This window comes from Stenotrophomonas sp. 115C5 (assembly GCF_056861055.1).
This window is the reverse complement of the sequence record NZ_JBSPUQ010000012.1, coordinates 48,279-66,436: the sequence shown is the minus strand read 5'-3', so window position 1 is coordinate 66,436 and position 18,158 is coordinate 48,279. Positions and strand designations below refer to the sequence as shown.

Below are 18,158 nucleotides of genomic sequence, written 5' to 3'. Positions count from 1 at the left end.
GGGTGGCAAAAAGCAGGAGCCTGATGGTGATGGGTGTTGTGGTCGATAAGCGAGAAAAGCATCCAGCAGGAGCCCAGCTCACTTCGTTCTGCCACCGAAATGCGGGGATCTGGTTGGCAAAGAGATTTGGTGGCGAATAGCTCTTATCTGGCCGCCAAGAGCGTGGCCCATGTGGCACTGCACGTGTGGCGGCGAAATAACTTGCTTTGAGGTCGTGCGAGGGAGGTATCGTGCTCGGTATCAGTAGTTGTTTGCCGAACAAATACCGATGTTTCGCGACCTGAATTCATGAGTGCGTCCACGAGCAACGCAGTGTGGCGCCGTGAGGTAAAGCCCCGCAGGTTTGGGGCGGGAACAGGTGGTTCTATCCAGGCGCCAAAATGGCTTTTGGGGCAGGTGGAGCTTACGTGTCGGGTGATGTTTGAGGTGATTGGATGACCAAGTTGGATACGCTGGAATCGGTAAGTGCTGCCCTTCGAGACGGCGAAAAATTGGTTCTTGTTTCGTCAGCGATGGGAGGTGGTTGTTGGCATCTAGAGCCATCGCTGCGGGAAGTCGAAATGGGGGCGGCTGAGCTGGCGGTACAGCAGGATTTTGTTGTCACAGATGATGACCAAGTCGGGCGGCTGTATTGGGTATTCCGTGATCGTATGGCCTGCGATGAAGCCAACTCTGATGCTTCGATCAACAAGTCGCCCTTCATTGCGCCGCCCAGAGCGCGCCTCTCAAAAGCTGAACGAGACGCAAGGCGTGCGTCGCGGCGATTGGAGCGGGAGTTGGCCAGGGAGGAGGGCAGGCGGATTGGACCCGTGCCCATCTAGGGCGCCGTCCCGGGACCTCGCGCACCTCCCAGTCGTCACGTTTAGTTTGGAATAAGAGCGGTGAGTTGCGGCGGTAGTCGGAAAATGTTGCCGATACTGCAATGAAAGTCATATCATGATGCCTCTCCTGAGGGTACACCGCGATCATGAGCACGATTACCCAGCTGCACCCCAAGCCTCCCGTGGCAGTGAGCCCCCGCCCCAGCCCCACGGAAACCGCGCCCACCGGTGAAGCGGCGCCTGAGTGGATTTCATCGCCGCCGGCACAGGCCGGATTGTTGGCTAGTCTGGTTGTGGAAGACGCGGATGACAAAGATGTCGTCGAGTTCCAGGACATGCCGCCGGAGCCCCCCGCCGATTCGGGCGAGGCTCATGCCGACACCTGGATCGTTGAACGGTACCTTGGGAATAGCAAGTGGGAGGAGGTGCTTCGATGCGACACGGCGCTTGAAGCGGATGCTGCCTTCTCTGTAGATCAACAGCGTCGAATTCGTGGTGTTTCCGATGGCGAAGTCGCCGCGCAGTACACGGCTTCTGAAGGATATGCGGCGGGCAAGTTGTTCTCCCCCCGGTTCGAGGCTGAGCTGGCCGTTGAGGCTGCTGATCGCGCCGCGGTCAATCAAAGCGATTTGGACGGCGTTCCGTTGCCGGATGCGGTGAAGAAGGATGTCCCTGCCGCTCTTGCAGCGTGGGAGGCTCAAGTGTCGGCCTTCCGGTCGTCCGACTTGGTGAGCGAAGACAAGAGCCTGGCCCGGTCGGCTGCTGAGCAGTGGACACAGTTGGTGCTGCGTGCGACACAGCTTGATGCGGTCTATGACGGCGTCGAGGAAATTGCCAAGGAGCGCCTGCCGCGGAAGCTTGCGAGCAAGATGCAGTTGGAGCTCGAAGTGGCGCGGGCAAAAGACGAGGTAGCGACGAAAGTGGCGGCCATGGGTGGCGCCGAGGTCAGCGGGGGCGATGCTGGCGAGCCAACGTGGCACGGTGCGGGCGGTGGCGGTGGCGGTGGCGTAATCGATGCGCTCGTCAAGGCGCCGTTCACTGCACTGAGCGCTGGTGGAAGCATGGTGCTTCAGGGCCTGCGCGCCGCCCAGAGCGCAGCCGGAAGCGTTGTCGACCGCCGGCGTCGTAACGCCTTCGATGTACTTGGCACGCAGGTGCATTCGGTCGAGCAGACCATTGCTGACGACGCTACTTGGCTTCGTAGCCACGGACTGGGCCAGATCGCTGACGAACTGAAGGCGAGCGGCCTGGCGCCGTCTGCAGCAGTCGGTGAAATGAAGCGCGGCGGCAAGCTTGAGCGCTTGGGCCTGCAGCTGAATGGCATGATGCTCGAACCCGAAGTGAATGAGCGCGTCCAACGCCTGCAGAAGGGTCTGGCTGAGCTTCATGAGAAGGCAGATCGCTACGCGAAGGCGGGAGCAGCGATCGACAGAGACCCTTCCGATCTGCTGGACCCGGTGATGGATCGCCTGAAGGACAGCGTTGGTGATCTGCCAGTGGCCGACAAGGATGGGGCGTTCAGCCATATGGGTGAAAAGCTCCAGGAAATCACCGAGAAGATCCGTGAGCTGGTCGAGCGGTTGATGAGCAAGTTCATGCCGCGTGGACCGTAGCGGGAGGGATGGTGGCCGGTGAGGATCGTGCATCCGCTGTGACTTCCTTGGAGGTCATTGAGGTCAATTCCAGGGTAGCCAACCGCATCTGCGCCGCGGTATGCGCATGGGACCGTGAGGTTGATGCACGGCGCGGCTCAATTTTTGTAGGGGGCCGCAAATGAAAGATCTGTACGTGATCGAAGCAGTCGGCAAGATCAAGGCCTTGGCAGCAACATTGCGGGGCTTGGGTATCGATGCAGAGGTTGTGGCCACCCTGGGACATCTGTATGAGAATCCGCGCCAGCTACATCCTGTGGGCGTCGAAATCGATGGGTCCGGCGCGTATGCAGAGACCCTGCGATATCCCGGCAAGCCAGCTGCCCGTGCGTTCCTAGAGAAGGCAATACGCCGAGCCAATCGGTTGGTACTGGCTACAGATATCGACCAGGAGGGCCATGCAATCGCCAACGATGTGGCTGACTTGGCACACCGTTTGGGGTTCGCCGGCCCCATCTTGCGCTTGACCGTGGCCGCTCTTGACTCTGTAAGTGTGGCCCATGGTCTCAGGGAGCTAAGGCCGTGGACGCCTGGCGCGGGTATCGCCGGCATAGGCCGTCGCATCGCCGACAGGCTTATCGCCTCATCCTGCAGTGATCCCGGGAACGGTGTGTTTGTAGGAAGAGTTCAGACCGCCCTCCTAAGCCTGTGCTATCAGGGCGCTGTCAGGCGCCGGGTATTGACCATGTCGGTTGGGGCAGAGGATGGCGGAAGGCCCTTCAGCGTGTCGCTGGAAGCGCCCGCAGGTGTTGCGGATGCTGAGCTGCGGTCGCTTCATCAGACTGTTGGCCTGGCAACGGTTGTCGATACTGCCATTGAGCCGGTGTCTCTTCCCTTGAATGGGGCGGCGGCGCTTCTTGATATTGAAGCTGAGTTGGGCATATCGATCGCAGATGCGGCCGAGCTACTCCAGGATCTTTATGAAGGAGGCGAACTTAGCTATCCACGTACGGCAATGCGTGCGTTCACTGGCCTCGGGGCGGATGCAGTGCATAGACTCGCGTCGCTACGAGGGGTCATCAGCTTCCAACGAAACAGTGTCCCCTTGCTGCAGCCGGGAGAGGGCCCGCACGAGGCTTTGCGGGTACTTGAGGAACGTTTGCAGCTGCAAAAGCCTATTCAGCTGCGTGCAACCGTTTCGGAGCAGGTGCTGGCATTGGTCGGCCGCCGCAGCGTTGAGTCCGGCATTACGGTGCCAGTGCAGACAGGCTTTGTGCCTGGACTGCCTTCCTGGGCAACGAATGTAAGGGTGGCCAGAGCCTCGCCAGGTGCGCGTGTCCCCTGGGCGGTTCGGGCGAGCGACGCTGTTCGCATCAGGGAGCGATCGCCTCAGGGGGCGCTTGTGGCGGCCATGGTGGAGCACGGCATAGGCCGGCCGAGCACGTACGCCCCCCACGCGGTACGGCTCGTGGAATCTGGGTTGGTGGATGCCAGGATGGGGCCGACAGCCGCCGGCCTTAAGGTGCTGGAGGCGGCGCCAGCGGGGCTGCGAGATGTGCGGCGCGCACCTGAGGTGGAACTGTGCCTGGACCGCGCAAAGTCAGTTGCAGAAGCGGTAACGAACGTATTCAAGGTGCTGGGGCTGCAGGACCCCGCGCTCGTGGTCGCTAACAAGAACATGCCTGGAAACGCAGCTGCGGCTCCCGATCGACGTCAGGAAGGGCACGTAGAGCAAATCGATCAGGAGGATGAGGATGTTCCGGCATATCGATTGCCCTCCTAAGGTCAGGTCAGCGCTGACCAGGTGCACAGGCGTCAGCGGGCGGCTGATGCAGGCGGTGGTTGCACTGACGCCACGCCAGCGGCTGGCGTGTGTTGCTGCGCTGGTGGTGTGTGGCGGGCTGGCAATCTGGGCGGTATGCGCTGACCATTCCCGAGCGCTTACCAAGACTGAGATTGCACGGGTGATTGAGTGGGTAGGGTCGACCCAGTCAGAGGCAGTAAGAGCAGCCTTTGAGCGCCGGTACGCCGACGGGCAGCTGACCCTAGACGAGCTTGGAGAGATCTCGGAGCTCTCGAAAGGCGCTTCGCTTCCGCGCGGGCTGTATCAACCCGTTGTTCTGGACCGCTGAACCGGGGCAGGCCGATGTAGTGGGAGCAAGCGGGCAGAGACGTATCGGCTGCCCGTTGCACTATGGGGCGCACGATATGTTGTGGTATCAGGACCGACTATTGTTGTACTATGAGCACACAATAGGAGCGTGACATGACGACCGAGCTTACCCGCTACTCCCATTTTGAAAGCCTGATGATCACCATCGCGGGTCTGACGGGATGGCAGTTTCGAGATGGCGGTGACGTAGTACCCGCCGAGCTGGTGTTCAACAGTGAGACGTACGCTCCGGGTCTGCTTCGGGTGGCTCAGCAAGAGCTGGAGTCCCGTGGCATGGCCCTTGACCTGGGCCTGAGTTTCCAGCGAGACCCGGACGCCGTGTTGGGTGCGTCGGTTGTCTTTGCCGAAGCAGGTCAGGAAAGCGATATCGCTGCGCAGATGTGGCGCCTGCTCTTGACGCAACAGGTGGTAGAGAGTCTCACCTTGGTTGACGGGGCATTCGACCTGGCGCTGTTGCATCACGTATTCGAGGCCGACCTCATCCCCGAGGTGGCTTGATCATGTCAAAGATTCGCAGGCTGGCCGCTCTAGATAATGCCGCGCACGGCTCTTCGCCGGCGCAGACTGCTGGCTCTGCTGAAACGACGGTTGTCACTGCGGCCCCTGGCGCCTTCGACGACGCGAGTGATCCGAGCGTTTTTCTGGACATGGGCAGCCCGTTGCCGGATTCGGCTGCAATGGCCCCGGATGCCAGCGCAGACCGTGAAGAGCATCCCCCAGAGCAGCAGGTGACCATTACCGGTGACTCGTTCGAGCCGCCGGCAGCAGAGGCCGCCGGCGAGCAGGGGGATAACGCTCAATCTGCTGAGCCCCTGGTGGTAGCGCAGAGGGCGGAACTGCTCGATACGCTCGCCTCGCTCGGGCCCATTTTCCGGGCAGCTGCCATCTTTCCTGGACCAGATGCCCCCCAGGAGCGAACGCTGCAGGTCATCCAGTTGTTGTCGCGCGATGCCGTGATGCTCGCGAACATGGTGGCGAGCGAGACTGATCCTCTGGAAATCGACCAACGGTGGCGCCGGAGGCGTGCTGGGACGCTGACGAGCGAGCTGGTAGCCAACCATTGGATCTCCACAATCATCAGTCAAGGCGGAATGTCGTCGGTTGACGCGTGGCCGCTGCAGTGGCGTCCCAAGCTGGCCGCTGCAATCTCCACTGTCATTGACCAGGTCAGCAGCGCACCCATCGCAGACGCGACGACTGCTTCGGCGTCGGCCGCGATCTTCGCCTTGGCGCCGCTGGTTCTGGACCTGCAGCGCTTCGCTGATGTGATCCATGCCAGCGTCCCGAGCTTCATGGTGGATGCTGACACCGCCGCTGCGCTGGTTGGCGCGGTAGTGGGTGAGGAGGTTCAAGCCGCCACGTTGCGCCTTGAACCGCTACTGCCGGGCCTTACCCGGCTGGAAATTGGCTGCGAGCTGATGGCGCAGGTGGGGCCAATGGCCTTAGCCGCGTGGGAAGGCGCTCGCGGCGAGGTGCTGGACCGGTTGAAGGATGTTGTGACACCTGAAGAAGCCCACGAGCTGCTGGCGGACCCCTCGCTTTGCAACGGCGTCCCAGTCGATCGGGTCATCGAGCGCTTGCGCCCCATGGTCCGGAGGCTGGTCGGTGCAACGGTCTACTCGGCAAAGATGGTGGGAGGGAGCCAGTGACAGATAAGGATCAGGAGAAGGCCGGTCGCCGATTCGGCCGTACGCGGACCGCGTTGCGCAAGGTGGGCGGACTCTACGTCTATAGCTTGCTGGGAGACGTTCCGGGGGAGATCAATCGCAAGCGCGCATTGTGGAAAGCTCTGCACGACATGGCGACGGGCAAGCGTCGTACGCGCTCGGAGTCCTTCGAGCACGCCGTACGACGCAAGGGCGCCGATTCAGAAGCGCTCGCGGCGCGGGCCAGTACGTTGGGTTGGATGTCCGCCCTGTACTTTACGGTTGCCGTTGTCGCATTCGTGATGCTCCTGGCCTCGCCTTGGGTGGCAAAGCCGTTTTCCCAGTTCTTGATGTCGCTCGGCGTGTTTGCGATGTGCCTTGCAAAGGGCCTTGCGGCGCGATTCAGGATGTTCCAGATCCGCGAGCGGAAGTTGATCGGATTCCGTGACTGGCTTGAGCGGGGCCGGCAGTGATCGACGCCGCTTACGTGATTGAGACGCAGGCAACGTGCATTGCTCAGGCGTCCCAGGCCTATGGCGTGGAACGGTCAGATATTGTTGCCGAAATCAGGCTTCGCGCTGGCGGAAGAGGCAAGATCGTGCAGCTGCCAAATGGCAGTTATGAAGTCGGCGTAATGCGCATTCCCAGTGAAGCTCTGCCGGCGCTAACCGGGTATGGGATTGATCCCAGCCGTCTGCTAGTGGATGACTGCCTCGGCATCCAGGTGGGCACCTACATGCTCCGGTTGCGACAGATCCAGATGGCGAGTCAGTCGCTCACTTCGGGTGTCCGTGAGCTTGGCGATAGGGCCGCATGCGTTCGTACCGCCGCTACACGCTACAAGGTTCCTGAGGACCTGATCTGGACGATCCTGAAGACCGAGGGCGGCACCACGGGGAAGGTGTCCCGCAACAGCAACGGCACTTTCGATATGGGCGAGATGCAGATCAACACTGTGCACCTGCGGAGCCCGCCATATCAGTTCGAGAGCCGTGGAATCACCCGGGAGATGCTGGTGAACAACCAGTGCCTCAACATCCAAGTGGGCACGTACATGCTGGCCTATGAGATCGCTCGGGCGCCGTCGTTCTGGAAGGGAGTTACCAACTACCACTCCCGTACGCCGCACAAGGCCGCGGCATATTTGGGCAAGGTTCTCAGGAATCTTGCGTCCGTGCAGCAGGAGACGCAACGTTGAGCGCGAAGAATATTCGCCCTGAGAACCAAGATCTATGGCCGGTCGGTTGGATGGCTGCTATCGGTCTCTGCGTCCTCGCGTGGTGGAAGTTTCATGCCGAGATTTCGATGGCGGTAATGTGGTTGCGGTATGCCGAGGGTCACCTCCTTTGGTTCGACCCCGAAGGACGGGAGATGCTCTCGCGGTGGCTGACGAAGACGGCAGCCGAGGATGCAACGCTGGGTGAGCTGTTCCGGAGCGGGGACGTGGTCGGGTACACGTTGCGTTGGCCTACCCTCGCGATTGTTGTAGCAATCTTTGGTTGGCTGGTCCTCAAGTCTCCTGCTCGGACATCCAGATACGCCCACAAGTACGACATGAAGGGGCTGGCCGACGCCGAGGCAGACTCGTATCCAGCGATCAAGCCAGCCATCTCCCTGGACCTGATCAGCATCCCCCTGGACGACCCGATCAACGGCATGCGCCAGGACGGTCGAATGTACTGCAGGCGATACGGTCTGGTCCTTCCGTCGTGGACTGAGATCAAGTCGGTGCCGGATGAAGCGAGGGCGCTTGATGACGGGCGATATCTGCTTGCTGAGAAGACCGAAGCGGTGTTGGCAAAGCAGCTTGGAAAACCGTGGCGAGGTACATCTGAACTTCTTGCCTACGAACGAGCGCTATTTGCTGCCTTCGTCGCACAGTTGAATCACGATGCTGAGACCGCGCTAACGATCATTGAGGGACTTGCTGAAGCGTGGGCGAATGCGTACGCAAAGAAGGACCCGTCCTTGCTCACAACACCCCAGGTCGATGAGGTGCTGGCGCAGCACGGCGATGGAGAAGGGCTGCGAAAGCTGGTAGGCCAGCATCACCACGTGCGATGCGTACTGATGCGCATCCTCGATGAGTGTCGCAAGAACGGCTCGCTGCCGCCGGGCTGGTTCCGCTGGCTGAAGATGGCGGATCGAGTGACTTGGTACGCGCTCAATGACATGGGATTGGATGTTGCCAGCGTTGAAGCGTGCGGCATCCGATCGCACTACCAGGCAGAGCGGATGGCAAACCAGGCCATCGAGACGCCAATGGTAGGTCCCGCAGTTGACGGGCTGATCGACTATCTCAATACATATGCCGACGATGAGGCGCCTTGACATGCTCGAAGAAGTAAACAACGGAAAGCTCGCGGCACAGCTGTTGCGAAAGCACATCGCGCTGCACATGACCTTCCCCAGCCCGCATTGGGAGGTCGCCCCTGATGAAGTGTCGTTTAACGTAGGCGCCTTCACTGCAGCTCTTCTTCCAGCCATTGAGTGGCTGGTCGACACGTCGACCTACGACAAGTACTTTCTGCCCGCAGACACCGGCACTCAACGCGCTGACGAAGGTCCCAACCTGGATGCAGCGAGAGCAGTTCTTGATGCTCTGTTCTGTGGCAGGCGTCTGGACAAGCTTGTCTCGGAAGATGTACTTCCGGAAGCGGCTGGCTGTGATCTTAAGCGCGAGCTGTCGAGAATGGGTTCGACGGGACACGATGCGCTGGACAGATGTCTGGCGGCGATGCTTGAACGCGTGCTGAGTGACCTAAGCTTGGGCTCGCTCGATAGTACGATGTCCTCGTTGAGCGATTTGGTGGAGAGCCATGTTCATCACGCATCGCTATCTGATTCGCATGCTGGTCCTACTGTCGGGGGAGATCCTTGGGTCAACTTGAAGCGCAAGCTGGCGAAAACGGGCTCAGCGGGACACGTACCAACGGACCATCTGAGCCCACGGGGTAAAGCGGTTCTGCCGCGGGGCAAGGTCGCGATGAAGTTCGGGATATGGAAGCATGCTGTTGGAGTTGCCGCCCTTGCTGGTCTTCGGTGGCTTGTCCATCAAGCCGCCGAGATCCGCGGCGAACTTCAGCGCGCTACACGGCCTCCAGTCAAAGTGCGCTGGATGGAGGGTAATGCCCTTGGCATCCAGTTGAGCGCCCAGCACGGTGGTGGGTTCGTCGTGGTGCCGATGGCCAGTGGCGCGATGGCGGATGTGATGTCCGTAGAGTCTGGCCGGAGCGGGCACTCGCACACCGTCAACATCTTCCGCCAGTCCTCAAGAGGCGGGCAGCTGCTGCGTGATCGCGCCTGGTCAATTGACGTGAAGGATGCATCCACAGCGAAATTCGTGATGGCTAGGCTGGTGGCCGGCTACACGCGAGGTAGAAGCGGGAGTCGTGCGTTGCGCAACATGATGCTGGCGGCAGTGGCACTGGTCGCAATCCTGGCTGCGGTGACAGCCTCCCGGCCGGGCCAGTCTTCGTCGCCGGTCCCTGAGGCGCAGGCGAGCGCGCAAGACCCCATGGCTGCCGCCTTGGCGGCGACCTCCTTCAATGCGGAGGGCGGCCTGCCGCCGGAGCTCATGGCGCAGATCCTCGCCGGTGCGCAGCAGGCGCAGGCGGGCACGGAGAGCACGGAGAGCACGGGCGGGGTTGCGTCGGATATCGAGCATGAGTCAGCAAGCATGTTCCAGAGCAGGATGCATGCAGGTGGGCCGCCTCAAGTGCCGGAGGAGGACGTGGATATGAACTCATTCGGGCTCGGACGAACCATTGCTGGATGCGATCCCAGTTTGAAGTTCAAGGTCGGTGCCGAGCAATGAGCGCCGGGCGTAGTCGCGAGCACGCCTTTCAGGTCGCCCCACAGACAGGGGAGAAGTAACGATGGCTGGTGATCAGATCCAGGGCGTATCACGCAAGCAGGAGGTGCAGCGCGCTCGCATCATGCGTGACACGCGTCAGCTAAGCGAGCAGATACTGGATCTGCTGGGCCGGTTAGAGGTTACCTTAGGGCTCGCGCTCCTTGTCATCGCATTTACCATCGCTATCCCGGCTCTCTTCGATGTCATGCTCCTTGTGACCGTCGCATACGTGCCGATCGTGTTTCGTCGCAGAGTCGACATTCCGTTTCGGAAAAGAAAAGCGCTTGGTGAGATCGATCATGCTGATCTGCATCCTGGCACTGGCAAGCCGCAGCGCGGCCGCGGCATTGCCTTCATCGGCAATCGGAAAGAGGACGGGCTTGAAATCTGGGGCGCGAACGAAGACATGCGTACGCATGTCTTCGTGCTCGGCTCGACTGGCGCGGGCAAGACGGAGGGCCTGACCTCCCTTGCCATGAACGCTCTGAACTGGTGCTCCGGCTTTGCCTATACGGATGGCAAGGGTGATGTGAACCTCTGGGGCAAGATCTTCAGCTGCGTTCGCCAGTACGGCCGCGAAGACGACCTGCTGGTCATCAACTACATGACCGGCAACTCTGACACCAAGCTCAAGCGGACTGACAAGCTCAGCAACACCTACAACCCCTTCATGGTGGGTAACGCCGAGAGCCTCATCCAGCTGCTGGTTAGCCTCATGGACGCGTCTGACGGCAAGGGCGACATGTGGAAGGGCCGAGCCATCAGCTTCATTTCGGTGATCATGCCTGCCTTGGTCGACCTGCGTGACCAGGATCGGTTGATGCTGCATATCGGTGCAATTCGTGCGGCCATGCCGTTCCCGAAGTACTGGGAGCTGATGATGGACCCGCATATCAGCGACCGCTCGCGAGACCAGATGCGGGCCTTCCTCTACGACGTGCCAGGCTTCAAGCCTGACAAGGCCGAGGCTCAGGCCGGCACGTTCCTGGAGCAGTTCGGCTACCAGCAGATGCAGTTCACGCGCATCCTTTCGTCGCTGGCCGATACGTATGGCCACATCTATCAGACGCCAGCGGGTGAAATCAACTTCAAGGATGTCGTCACGAATCGGCGCATCCTGCTTGTGCTGCTGCCTGCACTGGAAAAGTCCCGCCCTGAGCTTGCGAACCTGGGCAAAATCATCGTCGCTGCCATGAAGGGGATGATGGGTGGCGAGCTGGGCAGCAAGCTTGAAGGTACGAAACGAGAGCTCCTGGACTCGCGAACCACCAACGCCCCGACGCCATTCATCGCGATCTTCGACGAGTTCGGCTACTACATGCCAGAGGATGCCGCTCTGATGTGGGCGCAGGCCCGATCGCTTGGCTTCTGCCTGATCGCCGCCGGCCAGGATTTGCAGGCGTTCTACCGGACGTCAAAGGAGGAGACGCTCGCCATTGTCTCCAACTCTAACGTCAAGATTTTCGGCAAGTTGGAAGATCCCAACGAGACCTACGATCTCTTCGAGAAGCGCGCTGGCGAGGCTTGGGTCTCCGAGCTGGACTCGTATGACCAGGATACCGAAAGCTATGTCGGGGGCTACCGGCCAGGTACCGGTGCGCGGCACACGCGCAGCAAGCGCGTGGATATGCAGGACATGGTGGAGCAGATTGAAGGTGAAGTGCACATCCTTGTGAAGTCCGACATCATCCGTGCACGGATGTTCTATGCGGTTCCGGATAAAGCCAAGCACTACAAGCTCAACCACTTCATCAAGGTGTTGCCGCACTCCGAGGCAGACATCAAAAAGCGGCTGGTAGATACGCAGGCGCTTCTCAAATCGCTGATGCAGTATCCGCTCGCCGACCAGGCCGTTGATCCGGACCATGTGCTTGGCGCCGTTGAGCGGGCGATTGCTGGGCCTCGCATCCAGTCGTACAGCACCGGGCGTCAGGGAGCTGAGATCGGCATCGCCATGTTCGTGGCTGCGCGGCGGGCGCTTCAGGCGCCCGCGGCGGTCGACGTCGGCGAGACAGGCGGTGCCGGCGGTGCGGGCGGGCATCAGCACACCATGGAGCCCTCTGCCGATGCCGCCGTCGAACCCGCTGTTGCCGTGTCCGTGGCCTCTCTCATTGAGCCTGGTGCTCCGGAGGAGGATGTGGTCTTTGACGGCGCCCAGCTGGACTCCTACTCGGTGTTCGGCCCGCAGGCGGGCGGCCTTGCGACCACCGATGAAGATGCGCTGTTCGCAACTGCAGCTGCTGACCTTGTGTACAGCTCGGTTGGTGCTGCTCCGGTCGATGGCGAGGTTCTGAGCTTCCTCAAGCAGAGCGAGACGGCGACGGCGTTGCGTGATATTGCGTCAGCCATGGGGGCCTCTCCGGCAGAGGCTTCGTCCGTCGCTCGCGGGATGGTCGCTGAAGCCGAGGGTGGCACGCGGTATCCAGTTCAGCCGAAGCCTGCCAGAACGCCGGAGGCGGAGGAAGAGATGAATCAGACGCTGAGCGACCTGCAGCAGCTGGTGGATCGGACGATCGAGGGCTCACGGCAATGAATGACCATGCGTTGCTGCAGCAGCGACGTCGCTTCCTCATGGCTGGCATCGGCGCAGGCATAGGCGCCTTGGCGAGCGGCGGTACCCGCGCAAACCCGTTGACACTGAGTAGCGGCATGGCGCTGCCGACACGCTACGCGAACAAGGCAGATGCAGACGCGTTCTGGCTTCAGCCCAGGGTGGTCCACTTGAAGAGGCAGGGAACGGGCGACCAGGTGCGCGCGTGCTATTGGCGTGACGGCAAGCTCGTGCCTGGTGGCTACCAGGAGATCTGCTATCTGCTCCGAGACGTCCGCGCCGGTAGGTCAACCCAGATGGATTTGACGCTACTGAACATGATGTTTGCCGGCCAGTCATGGCTCTACACGCAGGGCTTTGATGACCCCTTCCTGGTGACGTCGGGGTATCGGACTGAGACGACCAACGCAAACACCGAAGGCTCCGCAAAAAACTCGCAGCATACGTTGGGGCGAGCAATTGACGGTCGATTTGAAAGGCTCGATGCGGCGTACACGGGGACGCTTCTTGCGGGGTTCCGTGCCGGCGGCATCGGGTTCTATCTGAACACGAAACGAAACTTTATCCACGTAGACACAGGAAGGGTGAGATTTTGGACGCAAAAGTAGGGTTGGTACGAGTCGGAATTCTGGCGCTGGTGTTTATTTTGGCGTCATGCGGTGAAGGTGGCCCGGCGGCGCCTGCAGCGGGTGCCGCCGGTGCGCCGCCCGTTGATGCGTCGCTCCCGACACCCACCCAAGGTGTGGCCACCGATACGGGCGCACCCACGCCTGCGGAACAGTTCCTGATTGGCCAAGGTGCGAGCATCACCAAGGCGTTCGTGTCGGAAAGTGGCTTGAAAGCTGTGGTTGCGGACAACGGCCGCACCAAGAAGCTCTTCTACATCAGCCCCAACGGAAAGTACGTTTTGAGCGGCACCATCTACGACAGCGTCGGTGGAAACGTGACGAGCAACGACGTGGCTCGGGGCGGGATTGAGGATGGTGGAAAGGCTGAGGCGTTGACGCCTGAGGCAAGCGGCGCGCTATGGCAGCAGGCCGAACAGGCGAGCTGGATTGCGGAAGGTAGTGGCGATCGGGTCGTTTACGTCATATTCGACCCCAGTTGCCCGTATTGCCATCAGCTGTGGGCCAAAATTTTGGCGGAGGGTAGCAAAGAAAATATTCAAGTTCGCTGGATACCGGTCGCTATTCTCATGGAGGAGTCGAAAAATCTCGCGGCTGCCATATTTCAGGCGAAGGACGCAACCAAGGCGCTGCATGCAATGGGCGATCGAACCTTGACTCCCGTCTCGGTTCGTGAAGAATCCATGACGAAGATGGATCGGAACCTGAATCTACTCCGTACGTCCGGGTACACTGGCGTCCCCACGATCATTTATCAGGATCGTGAGGGCGTGCAGGTCACTATGGACGGGTTGAGGCCCGAGACGTTCCAAAAGATCTTCAACTAGGCACGCTCAGGTCCGCTGTCCAGGAAAGAGGCCAGCACAGATGCGTGACTGCATTAGGTATTGATCAGGGGATTGTATTCATGGATGTTGGTTCGCGTTCTTTGGCGGTAGACCTTTACGAGCGACTTTCGTCGGCTCGCGTTGATTGCAGCCTCATTGCAGACGCGATCGAGGAGGCCTGCGAGTCCCAGCGGCTGAAATTCGATCGCGATGATGTGATCGATCGGCTGACCGACGATGATCACGCGGCTGTGCTGCAGAAAGAGGTGACCGACGTCGTCGTGCTGGTTACCGGGGCGATGGAAGCGAAGTCGGTCCAGGTGTACCGCGACTTCGTGCTTCACGTTGAGCAGCAGGTCCCGCTGGAGGCCTTTGACGACATCACCGCCATCGTGCGCCAGGTGCTGGCAAGGAAGATGGCCGAGGCAGCGCTGGAAGACATCGTGGAAGACCGATCAACCGTCATCGCCAACCTGCGTATTGGTCTGCAGTTCCTTGGAGACGCCGATCCGTTCTTCGAGGACGAGCTGCCGGCCTCGGCAGCTGCTGTTGCGTAGAGCCGCGGTTGCGGCTTGCGCTGAGCGAAAGGCCCCGGTCGGTGATCGGGGCTTTTGCCTTTTAGGCGTGTGGGCCGGCCAGATGCGCCCAGGCGTAGCCTATGGGCCCGGCCGTCACGTAACGCACGCTGGCACCAGAGCGGCCAGCTCATGCTTAGATTCCGCGGCCGACTCATGCTTGATCCGCCTCGGGGCACGATGTTGACATTCGCGGTGACTCTTATAACAATGAAAGTCAGGACGGCAACCGCTGTCTTTTCTGAGGACGCCATCATGACCGTTGCCAATGACCCCCAGTTCGACCAGGACCCCGATCGCCTGTCTTGGACCGATGTTGATGAGTGCGGCTTGCAGCCGGCGGAAGCCTCCGAACCCAGCGACGAGTAAGGCGACCCATGTCCAGAGTCTCGATCGGTTCCCTGGTCGGTGGGCACGCGGTCGCTTCCTCGGCGCGCGCCCTGGCGAGCTCGTCCCCCCGGGTTTCCTCCACTGCTCCCGCCCAATCCCCCAGGCAGGTGAGCAATTTCGATCTGAATCGAGATGCGCTTGTTGATGCCGTGGAGGCGGGCTGTCTCGCTCCTGTGAATGCGTATGGCGATGTCGCTCCGTGGCCAACCTCGGCGTCGAGTGGACGCTCGTATCATGGTTCCAACGTGCTGCTGCTCGCGCAGCGGGCGGCTGAGAAAGGGTATGAGTCTGGCGCCTGGTGCACGTTCGATGCTGCAAAGAGCCGTGGTTGGAGCGTACGCAAGGGCGAACAGCACACGAAGGTGTTCTTCTTCTCCATGGCCACCCGTGACACCGGCGAAGTAGATGCCGAGACGGGCGATCCGGTGATGGAATCCTACCCCCGGTTGGTCCACCACAAAGTCTTCAATGTCGCCCAGCTTGACCTGGGCAATGGTCAGCCCGTTGCAGAGCCTATCGGTGTATCGCTCCCGCGCTCGCGCGTGCCGTCCAACGAGGCCGTCCACGCGCTGGAGCGCATCGCTGATGGCATGGGGGTTGAGATCCACCATGATCCGGCCCTGCCGCAACCGAAGATTTCGGCCGACCACGAGCGAATTTCACTGCCGCATTCGGCCACCGGCCGCGACGCGGCGGCTGTCTCTGATCTGGCCCGTGGGTTGCTGCGTGTTGCGATCTTCGAGAGCGCTGACCGCCCGAAGGGGGCTGGGCCCAGTCCGCTGGAACAGGCTGCGGCAGAGGCGAAGCTGCGAGTGGCGATGGCAGAGGCGATGCTCTCAATGCGGCTCGGCTTCCCGCTGACGAAGGGTGCCAGCGCCGTCACACCAGATGACATGGCGCTGGCCTTCTCAGGCGGCAAGAACGTCGGAATGCGCTCGGCCAAGGCTGCGGAGAAGGCAGTCACGTACCTGCTCTCCTTCGATCCGGAGCTGCACGACGACCTGGTGGAGGAGGCGCGGGCCGTCCATGACGAGATTCTGGATGCCGGCGGCGATCCGGTTGTCTTCGACGGCTCGCAGATCGACTTCAGTTATGTAGCAGAGCGCAACGCTAACCGGCCGAGGCCATGAATGACGATGAAGGCTGATTCCGAAGTAACTTCGAGGGCGCGTTACTTCCTGCGTGCCGATGGCCAAAGCGGTGACGTGATCGTGTTTCGTGCCGGCGATGCGGCTCTTGCGCGAGTCGACGCGGTATCGCAAGCGATGAGCCGCTTGGGCCTTCGCTCGGTGGAGCTGGAGGAGCCCGCGCTGCAAGCCATCTTCATCAGTGCGGCCAAGCTTGAGAAGTTTGGCGCGGTGAGTGGATGGGATGACGATCTTTTGCTCGGCGCCAGCTCGATTGCCTACTCGGACGACACCGACTACGTGGTGGAGCTGAGCGGCGCAAGCGTGGAAGACGGTTTCGACAGGCTGATGTCTGCCTATGTGTCCAGTGGTCTTTCTATCGACCCCGGCGGTGAGGGTATCGAGCTCGCAACGGTCGCCAGGATCACCCCGCAGGGCGAGGTAATTCACGAATGGTGGCGTGATGGCAGCGCGCCCGGTGAGCACACCGTTTATTCCTCGGAGTTGCCGCACCGGGAAGACCTGACGCCTCAGGATGTATCTTCGCCAGCGCACAGGGCTGCACACGCTCCCTAAAACAGTCGCCGTGCTTTACGAACGCCTTTGACGGCGGGTCCGCAGCTTACTCTGGAGGAAACTCAATGCACTTCACCAACCACCCGCTTCGCAACGTGAGCGGCCAATCGCTTCAGGCGATCATTGTCAACTGCGCTCACAAAATCGTGCTGGGCACGTCGGCTGGAGCCCCCGGTGGCCAGGGCCCGCGGGAAATGGCGGCAGAGCCTGCCTGACGAAGCGCGGGACATCCCGAAAGCAAGAAGCCCGGTCCTTTTGGCCGGGCTTCTTCTTTACGGCCAGGCAGGACCTGGATGCTGTCGGCCCTGGTTCCGGGAACCGTTACGCATGAAACAAAAAAGCGGCCATCGGCCGCTTTTTGTTTACCCACGACCCTTGGGTCAGCGGGGGCGTGGCATGTCGCGCAGCCGCTCCGCAGCCTCGCCGCCTCGCACGCGGATCTCGTGCAGGGTCGGATGGTCCGGGGCTGACTTGAAGGCCGCCTTCAACAGAGCCGCAGAAGGGGTTGTCAGGCGAACCACGGTGGGGTTTTCGCTCATCTGCTTAAATCCTGACGACGTGAGGAAGCGTTTCATCCGAGTATAGTACACCTTAGACGTTAGGCGAATGCGCACGTCATATTGGGACGGAAGTCAGGTTTGGAACGATGGCCGGTAGGAAGACCGGCCATCGTTCGCGTACCTGGTACGGGGGCTCCACCTAGCAGTGGGGATGGCTAAAACTATCGTTGCACTATCTTTCTGTGTGCATGATAATACAATGAAAGTCAGGATATGTCACAGGGATCGAAAACTAAGTTGCGCATCGTGCCGGACAACATCTCCAAGCAGGACGCTCATGCCCAGGCCAAGGCCGGGGCGATCCAGCGCATCCTGCACGGGGTATACATCGATAGCGGTGTTCAGTTGGAGCGCGTGTTCACTGAGTCAGGCATCCGACTTGCGAACAAGCTTTTTCCTTCGGCCGTACTGACCCATGCGTCTGCGTATTTGAAGGCGCCGCACATGGATCGCGTGTTTGTCGGCGGGGACTACCCGTACAAGAAGATCATTGCAGATGGAAAGGGGTATGAAGCTCGCATCGTGCAGAGCGTAGTGCGGCCCGACATCACCGATGCTCGCCTGTACAAGAAGCACACGTTCAAAGACGGCACAGGTTCTTTCGAGATGTACTGTGCCACTGATGAGCTTGTGTTGATTCAACACATGGATGCCACGAAGGTAAATCCAGAGAAGCATCTTCCTTACGAGACCATACTCAAGCTCTGGAAGGATGTGCAGAAAAGGGCTGGCGGCAAGGACAAGGCGTGGGCGCTGCTGAGCCAGATCGGGACAGCTGTTGACAAGCAAGCCGAAGCTGAGCGCTTCTACAAACAATTCATCATAAGTAGTACTTGAC

At 60.7% G+C, this 18,158-nt stretch carries 17 protein-coding genes; 16 read left to right on the top strand and 1 reads right to left on the bottom strand.

What is annotated here, in order from left to right; all coding sequences use genetic code 11:
* Positions 1-434: 434 nt before the first annotated feature.
* The 15 genes from AC13FN_RS14555 (at position 435) to AC13FN_RS14485 (ending at position 16,760) form a co-directional block, all read left to right on the top strand.
* Positions 435-821, top strand: coding sequence for a hypothetical protein (locus tag AC13FN_RS14555; protein ID WP_263934754.1), 387 nt, complete (start codon positions 435-437; stop codon positions 819-821).
* A 146-nt stretch (positions 822-967) separates the two neighbouring features.
* The gene (locus tag AC13FN_RS14550; RefSeq protein ID WP_263934755.1) at positions 968-2,434 is read left to right on the top strand and encodes a hypothetical protein; all 1,467 of its coding nucleotides are present in this window, start codon (positions 968-970) and stop codon (positions 2,432-2,434) included.
* 160 nt (positions 2,435-2,594) lie between these two features.
* Positions 2,595-4,196 carry a toprim domain-containing protein gene (locus AC13FN_RS14545; RefSeq protein WP_263934756.1) on the top strand — a complete coding sequence of 534 codons (1,602 nt, stop codon included), beginning with the start codon at positions 2,595-2,597 and terminating at the stop codon, positions 4,194-4,196.
* A 483-nt stretch (positions 4,197-4,679) separates the two neighbouring features.
* Positions 4,680-5,084, top strand: coding sequence for a hypothetical protein (locus tag AC13FN_RS14540; protein ID WP_263934757.1), 405 nt, complete (start codon positions 4,680-4,682; stop codon positions 5,082-5,084).
* 2 nt (positions 5,085-5,086) lie between these two features.
* Positions 5,087-6,235 (top strand): hypothetical protein, encoded by a 1,149-nt coding sequence (locus AC13FN_RS14535; protein ID WP_263934758.1) that lies wholly within the window; start codon positions 5,087-5,089, stop codon positions 6,233-6,235.
* A complete protein-coding gene (locus tag AC13FN_RS14530) occupies positions 6,232-6,705 on the top strand; it encodes a hypothetical protein (protein ID WP_263934759.1) in 474 nt (157 codons plus the stop codon). Before AC13FN_RS14535 ends, AC13FN_RS14530 begins: the two co-directional genes overlap by 4 nt.
* The gene (locus AC13FN_RS14525; protein ID WP_263934760.1) at positions 6,702-7,430 is read left to right on the top strand and encodes a transglycosylase SLT domain-containing protein; all 729 of its coding nucleotides are present in this window, start codon (positions 6,702-6,704) and stop codon (positions 7,428-7,430) included. Before AC13FN_RS14530 ends, AC13FN_RS14525 begins: the two co-directional genes overlap by 4 nt.
* Positions 7,427-8,563 carry a secretion/conjugation apparatus DotM-related subunit gene (locus tag AC13FN_RS14520; protein WP_263934761.1) on the top strand — a complete coding sequence of 379 codons (1,137 nt, stop codon included), beginning with the start codon at positions 7,427-7,429 and terminating at the stop codon, positions 8,561-8,563. Before AC13FN_RS14525 ends, AC13FN_RS14520 begins: the two co-directional genes overlap by 4 nt.
* A 1-nt stretch (position 8,564) precedes the next feature.
* A complete protein-coding gene (locus AC13FN_RS14515) occupies positions 8,565-10,049 on the top strand; it encodes a hypothetical protein (RefSeq protein WP_263934762.1) in 1,485 nt (494 codons plus the stop codon).
* 61 nt (positions 10,050-10,110) lie between these two features.
* Complete coding sequence (locus AC13FN_RS14510) at positions 10,111-12,621, top strand: TraM recognition domain-containing protein (RefSeq protein WP_263934763.1); 2,511 nt, start codon at positions 10,111-10,113, stop codon at positions 12,619-12,621.
* Positions 12,618-13,247 carry a peptidoglycan L,D-endopeptidase MepK gene (locus AC13FN_RS14505; RefSeq protein WP_263934764.1) on the top strand — a complete coding sequence of 210 codons (630 nt, stop codon included), beginning with the start codon at positions 12,618-12,620 and terminating at the stop codon, positions 13,245-13,247. The genes AC13FN_RS14510 and AC13FN_RS14505 overlap by 4 nt, the downstream gene beginning before the upstream one ends.
* Complete coding sequence (gene dsbG, locus AC13FN_RS14500) at positions 13,232-14,092, top strand: thiol:disulfide interchange protein DsbG (RefSeq protein ID WP_263934765.1); 861 nt, start codon at positions 13,232-13,234, stop codon at positions 14,090-14,092. The genes AC13FN_RS14505 and dsbG overlap by 16 nt, the downstream gene beginning before the upstream one ends.
* Positions 14,093-14,172: 80 nt before the next feature.
* Positions 14,173-14,649: a hypothetical protein gene (locus tag AC13FN_RS14495; RefSeq protein WP_263934767.1), complete on the top strand. Its 477-nt coding sequence runs from the start codon at positions 14,173-14,175 to the stop codon at positions 14,647-14,649.
* Positions 14,650-15,164: 515 nt separating this feature from the next.
* Positions 15,165-16,187 carry an ArdC family protein gene (locus tag AC13FN_RS14490; RefSeq protein ID WP_263934769.1) on the top strand — a complete coding sequence of 341 codons (1,023 nt, stop codon included), beginning with the start codon at positions 15,165-15,167 and terminating at the stop codon, positions 16,185-16,187.
* Between the two features lie 6 nt (positions 16,188-16,193).
* Positions 16,194-16,760: a hypothetical protein gene (locus tag AC13FN_RS14485; RefSeq protein ID WP_263934771.1), complete on the top strand. Its 567-nt coding sequence runs from the start codon at positions 16,194-16,196 to the stop codon at positions 16,758-16,760.
* Positions 16,761-17,140: 380 nt separating this feature from the next.
* On the opposite strand, the gene AC13FN_RS14480 is transcribed toward AC13FN_RS14485, so the two are convergent.
* Positions 17,141-17,335: a hypothetical protein gene (locus AC13FN_RS14480; RefSeq protein ID WP_263934772.1), complete on the bottom strand. Its 195-nt coding sequence runs from the start codon at positions 17,333-17,335 to the stop codon at positions 17,141-17,143.
* A gap of 222 nt (positions 17,336-17,557) precedes the next feature.
* Here AC13FN_RS14480 and AC13FN_RS14475 point away from each other — a divergent pair, with 222 nt between their 5' ends.
* Positions 17,558-18,157 (top strand): hypothetical protein, encoded by a 600-nt coding sequence (locus tag AC13FN_RS14475; RefSeq protein WP_263934773.1) that lies wholly within the window; start codon positions 17,558-17,560, stop codon positions 18,155-18,157.
* The last annotated feature ends 1 nt before the right edge of the window (position 18,158 follow it).

Coding starts and splice junctions, on each gene's coding strand:
- AC13FN_RS14555 (WP_263934754.1), top strand. CDS start 435: ATGACCAAGTTGGATACGCTGGAATCGGTAAGTGCTGCCCTTCGAGAC.
- AC13FN_RS14505 (WP_263934764.1), top strand. CDS start 12,618: ATGAATGACCATGCGTTGCTGCAGCAGCGACGTCGCTTCCTCATGGCT.
- AC13FN_RS14535 (WP_263934758.1), top strand. CDS start 5,087: ATGTCAAAGATTCGCAGGCTGGCCGCTCTAGATAATGCCGCGCACGGC.
- AC13FN_RS14540 (WP_263934757.1), top strand. CDS start 4,680: ATGACGACCGAGCTTACCCGCTACTCCCATTTTGAAAGCCTGATGATC.
- AC13FN_RS14480 (WP_263934772.1), bottom strand. CDS start 17,335: ATGAAACGCTTCCTCACGTCGTCAGGATTTAAGCAGATGAGCGAAAAC.
- AC13FN_RS14495 (WP_263934767.1), top strand. CDS start 14,173: ATGGATGTTGGTTCGCGTTCTTTGGCGGTAGACCTTTACGAGCGACTT.
- AC13FN_RS14510 (WP_263934763.1), top strand. CDS start 10,111: ATGGCTGGTGATCAGATCCAGGGCGTATCACGCAAGCAGGAGGTGCAG.
- AC13FN_RS14550 (WP_263934755.1), top strand. CDS start 968: ATGAGCACGATTACCCAGCTGCACCCCAAGCCTCCCGTGGCAGTGAGC.
- AC13FN_RS14515 (WP_263934762.1), top strand. CDS start 8,565: ATGCTCGAAGAAGTAAACAACGGAAAGCTCGCGGCACAGCTGTTGCGA.
- AC13FN_RS14485 (WP_263934771.1), top strand. CDS start 16,194: ATGAAGGCTGATTCCGAAGTAACTTCGAGGGCGCGTTACTTCCTGCGT.
- AC13FN_RS14545 (WP_263934756.1), top strand. CDS start 2,595: ATGAAAGATCTGTACGTGATCGAAGCAGTCGGCAAGATCAAGGCCTTG.